The following is a 6,396-nucleotide window of genomic DNA, read 5'->3' as shown; positions in this document are numbered from 1 at the left end:
TTTCTCTCCTCCTCTTCTTCTTCTCCCTTCCTCCCCCCCCACCCCCCCCCCCTCCCCCCCCCCCCCCCCCCCCCCCCCCCCCCCCCCCCCCCCCCCAGGCCGTGGGTCATGACGCGCCGAACGGGCCCTCAGACCCTTTAGGCGTGACGGTGCGACCGGCGGTTACCGGTCAGCACCCGGTACAGAACCAGAAGGATCAGCGATCCGACGATGGCCGCGATCCAGGTCGACACGTCGAAGAACCCGTCGATCGAGTCGACGTGGAAGATGACCTTGCCCAGCCAGCCGCCCAGCAGGCCTCCCGCGATACCGATGAGCATGGTGATGATGATCCCGCCCGGGTCCTTGCCCGGCAGGAGCAGCTTGGCGATGGCACCGGCAAGCAACCCGATCAGAATCCAAGCGATGATGCCCACAGTTCCTCCACCGTTCGTCCGTACAAGATGTGACTTCCTCACTCCGTGTGCGCCGTCCCGGCCGGAACAAACCTGCGTGTCTTAAACTGTTGCCCGATTCCTCGCCGCCGCGGCCCCGTTCAGTTCGGCGGTGAACTGCGCGCCGGCCAGCAGGGCGAGGTTGGACAGCCACAGCCACACGAGGAAGACGACGGGGCCGGCGAGAGAGCCGTAGAGCCTGCTGTAGGCGCCGAAGCCGGAGGCGTACAGCGCGAATCCGGCGGAGACGGCCAGCCAGAGGAACGCTGCCAGAATGCCGCCGGGCAGGCTGTACCGGCGCCGCCTGGCGGGCGGCGGACCCGTGTGGAAGACGACGAGGACCAGCAGGGCGACCAGGCACATCAGCACGGGCCAGCGGAGCAGGTTCCAGGCCACGGCCACCGGGCCGTCCAGCCCGAAGGCGCGGCCGGCGGCCTCGGCCACGGGGCCGGTGAGCAGCAGGACGAGCGCGCTCACCACGAGCAGGCCGAGCAGTGCCAGCGCGGTCAGCACCAGCCGGTGCGCGGTGCGCCAGGCCGAGCGGCGGTCCGCCACGTCGTGCATGCGATGCAGGGCCCTGCGGAACACGGCGAGGTAGCTCGAGGCCGACCAGAGCGCGCTCGCCGCACCGGCGACCAGGAGTGTCCAGGCGGCGGATCGCTGCCGCAGCATCTCCCCCAGCGCCTGGTGCAGTTCCGCCCCCGACTGTGCCGGCGCGTACGCCGTGACGTGTGCGATGAACTGCTGGGCGGTGTCCGGACTGATCAGGCCGAAGGCGATGACCATGACCAGCATGGCCGGCAGCACCGCCAGGATCGCGTAGTACGTCAGCGCGGCCGCCCAGTCGGCGACGTCGTCGTTCCACATCGAGACGGGAGTGCGGCGCAGCGCGGGCCACCAGAGGGCGGGCAGCCGTGGCCCGTACCGGCGGAACCGTGCCGCCCGTACCGCCTCGATGGCGCCGTTCGGCCGGGATTCAGCGGACATGCGCGGTCCGGAACATTCCGACGATTCGTCTGCTCATCCCTCACCTCTCGGCGCCGGTCCGGCCGGCGTTCCCGGCCCCATTCTGGCGAGGCCGGTCGAGGCTCTCCTTCCACGCGCGAGTTCCCCTACGCCTCCTCAGCGTCGCCCTCAGGGAACCGGTCGTACGCGCGGGACGCCGTCAGCGGACTCGTGCGAAGCTCCCGCTCGTCCATCGGCGAGACACGACGGGGAGTGGCCGGAACGGACGCGTGTCCCGGCCACTCCCCCTTTTCCTGCCCGCCAACAGGAAACTCCCTCCGGCCCCGCGGCTGTCGACCGCGGGGCCGGAGCATTTCGTCGCGTCAGCTCTTGGGCATCAGGACGGTGTCGATGATGTACACATTCGCGTTGGCGGTCTTCACATTGCCGCACACCACCTTGGCGGAGTCGTTCACCGTGTACGACTCCCCCGAACCACTCGTCATCAGCCTGCTTTTCTCCAGCGTCTCGAACGAACCGTTCTCCAACTGCTTCGGTGTCAGCTTCTGGCCCACGACGTGATAGGTCAGAATCTTCGTCAACTGGGCCTTGTCCGCCAGCACCTTGTCGAGCGTCGCCTTCGGAATCTTCGCGAACGCCTCATTCGTCGGCGCGAACACGGTGATGTTCTCGGCGTTGTTCAGTGTGTCCACCAGACCCGCCTTCTTCACCGCCGCCACCAGCGTCGACAACGCCGGGTTGTTCGACGCCGCCGTCGCCACCGGGTCCTTGGCCATCCCGTCGAACGACCCGGCCCCGTCCTTCGGCACCGACGCGCACCCCGGGCCGAACGGCTCGTCGGCGCTCCCCGCCATCTCCGTCGAACCGGTCGACTTCCCGTCCGAGACAGGAGTGGACGCCGATGCCTTCGCCGAATTCGACGCGCCACTGTCCTTGCCGCCGTCGGAACAAGCCGTCAGTACGATCGGCAGCACGGCGGCGGTGGCGACAGCCACCGCGACACGGCGGATACGCATGTTCATGAGGTTCTCCTGTCGGAACGAAGCGGCATTCGAGGCGCGGACCAGAAAATGCCGTGGTTTTCGAGCGGAAATTCCGTGGAGAACGAACGGTCGGACCTCTGCGAGGCGCCGACGGAGGACCCGGGGGCACGCGTCGAACTCTTCGAATCTCGGCTCACACGGGGAATCCGAGACAGGGGCCGTCCTGGATTGGTCGGCGGATCAGCAATAACCGATTCGAGGGAACTTCAGGCCGGGACCAATCCGGGAAGCGCGCGGCTTCGGACCAGAAGCCCGCGACTGTCTCCGCTCCGGCATTCCGACGCAGCGAAGCCACGGCGCGAAGGCCGTGGCTCGGGAACCGGCATCACCTGCCGGAGAAGGGCAGTTGAGGCGGTTGCCCCTGGTCAGGCGTCATGAGCCGCGCTCGGGCGCCGACCGCCGTGCTCGGGCACCGACCGTCGCACTCGGGCCGACGGACGACGCCCCAGGTCGCCTCACGACGGCTCAGACGGGCTGCCTCGGCGGCAGGCTCCGGTAGTAGCTTCCGACGCTCGACAGGTACGCGGGGTCCAGGGTCTCGCGGTCGGTCCTGAACACGGGCGCCGATTTGATCTCCTCGCGGGTGCACTCGACGGTGATCTTCCGCGACTCCGCGTCGATGCCGGCGACGACGCCCACAGGCACCAGCACGCTCTTCCCGAACACCCAGACGCCGGTGTCGACGATCAGGTGCCGCATCCCGGAGTCGTCCACCTGCCGGTCGACGTGCCCTATGGTCCCGTCGGTCGCCTCGACGCTGTAGCCGGCCAGTTCGTGCATCTCGGGGTGGTTGAACTCCGGTGCGTACGACCAGATTCCGTCGACCGTCATGTTTTCCTCCGTCAGCTCACCGGTTCGTCCTGCCGACAACCCACCCAGGGCGGGGACGCGGCAGGGAGAGGCCACGGGGGGAATCCACGGGGGAATCCGCCTCCGTGCCGCCTCAGGACTGCGCATACCCTGCTGTCCCGCCCGCACTCGGCGGGATCGCCGGGCCCGTCAGCGACGGCGGCTGCGCGTCGACCAGCCGGCACCGACACCGGAGAGGTGAAGCGCGAGCAGGGCGAGTCCTATGAGCATGACGTTGGTCGACGTGAACACGTGATTGGTCGAAACGTCACCGGCGTTGATCAGGAACGCGATGAACAGCAGTACCGCGGCAGCGATGCCGAGCATGGGATCTCCCTTGTCGATGGTTGACGCGTGAAAGGCGATGTCGAAACGATGGGATCCGAATGCCCCGGGAAAGCCGCCCGACACTACGACGCGTGACGAATCCGCCGCATCAGCCGGGCACGCCCGCCACGTTCCCGCCGGGAAGGTGGTGTGGCCGGCGGATCTCTCGCCCAGCGGACGGGGCCGAACCGGCAGACGGCTCGGCGGACGACAAAGGGCGCCTGCCAGGGTGGTCACCCTGACAGGCGCCCGCTCAGGCACCCTGGCAAGCGCGCCCTCGGACCACCGTCCTAGGAAACGCTCCCGGCCGAGGCACGTACGCGCTCACGCGCCACCGTGCCCTCCACCGCGCCGGTCACACGCCACACGCTCTCGTGGTCCTCGGCCAGCCCGAGTTCGGCCAGGCCCTTCAGGTGCCCGAGCACGGTGGAGCGCTGGAAGCCCACGGCCGCACTGAGCTCGGCGACCTCGACGCCGCCGGAGCCGGCTTCCGCCAACCGCTCCCACGTACGCACCGCGTGGCGGCTCAGACCGCCCTCGCTCACCTTCCTGGACACGAAGCCGACCCGTTCCCCGTCCATGTTCTGCCCGGGAATCGCGGACTCGGCCCGTACCACCCGGGGCTCACGCGTGCTCACCTGCTCCCGCACGGCGCGCGGTGATCTCCTCGGTCCGACCGGACGCGGCGTCATGTTCACCTTGCGGTGCCTACGGCCCTTGCGGTGTCGGCTCATCGACTCCTCATCTCCGCCTCGACGATGCTCACAGGAGGAGAACGAGCAAGAGCCGACAAGGTAGTTCAGCCGTTCGAAGGATAGGGGCGCGACGGGACACCCGGGGCGAAACCCCTGCCTGGCCGCCTAGAAACCCCTTTCACGGCGGCTCCCCGGCAGGATGAGCGGCCATCGCGTGAACGTCGCCGACGGCCGGGAGCCGGATCGATCCGTGCCACGGTGCCACGGGTGCGCCCGCCGGATTTCCTCGCACACAGATCCAGCCGTTCCGAGCCGGGATCCATTTGCCGATCTTCCGGCCATCATTGAGCCCTCGCCACCTGAGCGCGGCCGCCGTCGGGACGGGTCCGTCGTCGCGCGCCCCGGCGGCCGGCAGCTCGTCGAAAGCGGAAAGCAATGGCCAACACCTGGTCCCCATGGGCCTGTTCCTCTGTCGGAGCCGTGTCATGACGGCGGCCCGAATCCCAGGACTGATTCTGCCCGTCCTCTTCCTGTGCACCTTCGTCGCGGGTCTGGTCTGGTACTGGCGACATCGTGGCGATTGAAGCGCTCTCCCGGCTGAGGCCGGGAGATTCCTGCTCACCTTGCGGCAGCGGGCTTGACGCGCTTCGCGCGCGCCTGACGACTGCCCTTCCGGCAGCCGGGACGAGCGCGAGGCCCGTCCGGTACAGGCGCAGGATGTTCCGGGCCGCGTTGTGGTCGGCGTTGCCCGACCAGCCGCAGTCCGGGTTCTTGCACACGAACACGGCCTGGGTCTCCCGACTGCCGGACGTAATCAAGCCGCACGCGGAACGACGCCGGGATGCGTTCGGGGCCGGGACCTTGTGCAGAGTGCCGCCGAACCGGGCCGTCTTGTACGCCGGCATGGTGACCGTACGGCCCCACGCCTCCCCGCTGATGGAGCGGCTCAGCCCCGCCCTGAACGACGGAGCACTGCGCATGATCAGAGGCAGAGGCATGGGGTGGGGGGGGGGGGGGGGGGGGGGGGGGGGGACCCCCCCCCCCCCCCCCCCCCCCCCCCCCCACTCTCCCTCGCCCGCCCGCCTCCGGGCAGGGCTCTGTCACCAGTAGACGACGACCTTGTCGCCCGTCCGTACCTGTGCGAACAGCGCCGCTACCTTGCCCTCGTCCCGCACGTTGACGCAGCCGTGCGAGGCGCCGTAGTAGCCGCGGGCTGCGAAGTCCGAGGAATAGTGCACCGCTTGGCCGCCGCTGAAGAACATCGCGTACGGCATCGACGTGTGGTAGATCGTCGACACATGGTGGCGCGACTTGAAGTAGACGCTGAACACACCGTCGCGCGTCGGCGTGTACTGCGAGCCGAACCGCACGTCCATCTCCGAGACCGTCCTGCCGTCGATCATCCAACGCAGCGTGCGGCTCGCCTTGCTGACGCACAGCACACGGCCCGTCATACAGCGCGGGTCGGGCTTCGCGGCCGGCTGCCCGCCGTAGGGGTACAGCTCCCAGGCCGCCGGTTCGTGCGTCATCCCCCGCAGCCGCTGCCAGGTGACGGTGTCCAGTTCACCGGTGCGCGGCAGTCCCCGCTTGCCCTGGAACCCCTTCACGGCCTCGACCGTCCGTGCGTCGTACGTCCCCGTCGGCGGGGTGATCAGCCAGGCGACCTGGTGCAGCCGGGCCTGTGCCCCGCGGACGTCGTCGCCCCGGTCGCCGCTGGACCAGAGGACTTTGGCGGGGGCGGCGGAGGGTTTGCCGTCCTTCCCCGCCCCGGTGGAGCCGGACGGGTCGTCCTCCCCCTTCGAGGGGGCGGCGGGCTTGTCGTCCTCCCCCTTCGCGCCGGAGGCCGGGGCGAGCGAACCGTCGATCCGTACCGGCGCCTTCTTCCCCCGCGCGTCCACGGCGTGCGCCGTGCAGCCGCTCACCGCGGCGAACGCCGCGAGCGCGGCCAGTGATCTCTTCAAGCCAGTCGTACGCATCCGGACCCCTGTTCCACCCGTCCTGTCATGCACATCAGGCCCCCGTCCCCGCCGCCATGTCACCTGGGATGCTCCCCGCGGGTGACCGGTCGCGAACCAGGCGGCA

General features: G+C 69.4%; 7 protein-coding genes and 1 pseudogene. All 8 read right to left on the bottom strand.

The window, feature by feature from the left end:
• Positions 1-137: 137 nt before the first annotated feature.
• Complete coding sequence (locus tag ACZ6KY_RS03490; protein ID WP_469308636.1) at positions 138-416, bottom strand: GlsB/YeaQ/YmgE family stress response membrane protein; 279 nt, start codon at positions 414-416, stop codon at positions 138-140.
• An 81-nt stretch (positions 417-497) separates the two neighbouring features.
• Positions 498-1,421 (bottom strand): YihY/virulence factor BrkB family protein, encoded by a 924-nt coding sequence (locus tag ACZ6KY_RS03485; RefSeq protein WP_469308635.1) that lies wholly within the window; start codon positions 1,419-1,421, stop codon positions 498-500.
• A gap of 341 nt (positions 1,422-1,762) precedes the next feature.
• On the bottom strand, positions 1,763-2,422 hold the full coding sequence (locus ACZ6KY_RS03480) for a fasciclin domain-containing protein (RefSeq protein ID WP_469308634.1): 660 nt from the start codon (positions 2,420-2,422) through the stop codon (positions 1,763-1,765).
• A gap of 486 nt (positions 2,423-2,908) precedes the next feature.
• Entirely contained in the window at positions 2,909-3,274 is a 366-nt protein-coding gene (locus ACZ6KY_RS03475; protein WP_469308633.1) for a PRC-barrel domain-containing protein, read from the bottom strand.
• 168 nt (positions 3,275-3,442) lie between these two features.
• Positions 3,443-3,619, bottom strand: a complete 177-nt coding sequence (locus ACZ6KY_RS03470) for a hypothetical protein (RefSeq protein ID WP_469308632.1) — start codon at positions 3,617-3,619, stop codon at positions 3,443-3,445.
• Positions 3,620-3,909: 290 nt separating this feature from the next.
• Positions 3,910-4,353 (bottom strand): hypothetical protein, encoded by a 444-nt coding sequence (locus ACZ6KY_RS03465; RefSeq protein ID WP_469308631.1) that lies wholly within the window; start codon positions 4,351-4,353, stop codon positions 3,910-3,912.
• A 579-nt stretch (positions 4,354-4,932) separates the two neighbouring features.
• Positions 4,933-5,273: pseudogene (locus tag ACZ6KY_RS03460) on the bottom strand (zinc ribbon domain-containing protein); the annotation flags it as partial.
• A gap of 141 nt (positions 5,274-5,414) precedes the next feature.
• Positions 5,415-6,290: a L,D-transpeptidase family protein gene (locus tag ACZ6KY_RS03455; RefSeq protein ID WP_469308630.1), complete on the bottom strand. Its 876-nt coding sequence runs from the start codon at positions 6,288-6,290 to the stop codon at positions 5,415-5,417.
• Positions 6,291-6,396 lie beyond the last annotated feature (106 nt).

Source organism: Streptomyces sp. NPDC042002, assembly GCF_055588305.1.
Note: the sequence above shows the minus strand (reverse complement) of the source record. Positions and strands in the feature narration are given on the sequence as shown.